Genomic DNA, 1,202 nt, shown 5'->3' on the forward strand with positions numbered 1-1,202 from the left:
CATTAACTAGATTTGAGGACGGTAGTCCGTATTCGAAATATCCTGAGGAGTATTATGGTATTGATGAAGAAATGTTGGCTAAAGTTAAGAATATTGCTGTGTGGTGGTATGGCGATGAGGCTGAGGCAAAAAGACTGAATTTACACTTTTTGTGATGTACTTTGACATATGAACTATATGATTTTGTGTAGAAACAAAGTGGCGATGTTTGCTTTAATGAAAACATAGCTAGCTATATGCGTTCCACTGATACCAAAATTTATTTTTACTCTAAGTTATTGTAGTAGCCTATACCGTTTTATTTACAGGCTCGTGGAACAAAACTTTACCCAATCAGCTATTAATCCTTTTCGTTTCTTAAGATAGGCTTCACGTAAGTAAGCCGCCTCATCTTAAAATATTATTGTTTTTCATGTGGTTAGTTGTTTTATGCTGATTTCAAAAACATAAAAAAACCGATTTTGAAATAAGTCGGCTTTTTTATGAGCAGGTTTGATACTTCTTGCCAATAAAATTGATCAATATTTAATCAAATTGTCATTTTTCTCTGGCTTATCAATGCGCCCCATCCCGAAACTATCCCCAATTTCTGCGGATAAAACCGGGACAACTTTTAGCCATTTTTGTACGCCCTGGCGCACAGAGATTTAAGGATTTTGCGGCTAGGGCAGCTGCGGTTTTTTACTTATGATGAAGTCATACAGGAACAGGACGTTCCGGAACATAAAACAATAACGATAAGTTCTAGCACCAGGATTATTAGGTAGACAGCCCTACCTAGCACCAAAGATGAAAAAGCCCGACAAGATGTCGGGCTTTTTTATTTAATATTATTTTTAAAAAATACTTGCAAATAGTGTAACGAGTTGATCAAATATGAATTCAGTCCACGGATTGAGGACAAGGTAACTTAATATGATTAAACCTCAAGACATTCTAGTTCTCGTAAAACTGATCTCTATTGAGAATCAGCACCAGATATTCAAAGAATACTATTCAGAAGCACAACTTGAGTGGGATAAATTAGAAGATGAGCAGTTAGATATCTTTTTAAAATTAAGTGCTTTTTATGATTCTTTATCAATCAGAGGGTTGGCTGAAGCAGTAGTTATTAGTAAAAGTGAGGTTGCAGAATCTTTAAAGCGTTTAATCAAGATAGGGCTATTGATCGTAACCTCTAATTCACCATTTAAGCGATTAGA

At 35.3% G+C, this 1,202-nt stretch carries 1 pseudogene; it reads left to right on the top strand.

Going from position 1 to position 1,202, the window contains the following annotated elements:
- Nucleotides 1–915: 915 nt before the first annotated feature.
- A pseudogene (locus tag RR876_RS16520) lies at nt 916–1,202 on the top strand (MarR family transcriptional regulator); the annotation flags it as partial.

Source organism: Acinetobacter sp. (assembly GCF_036666595.1).
In the GTDB taxonomy this organism is placed as follows: domain Bacteria; phylum Pseudomonadota; class Gammaproteobacteria; order Pseudomonadales; family Moraxellaceae; genus Acinetobacter.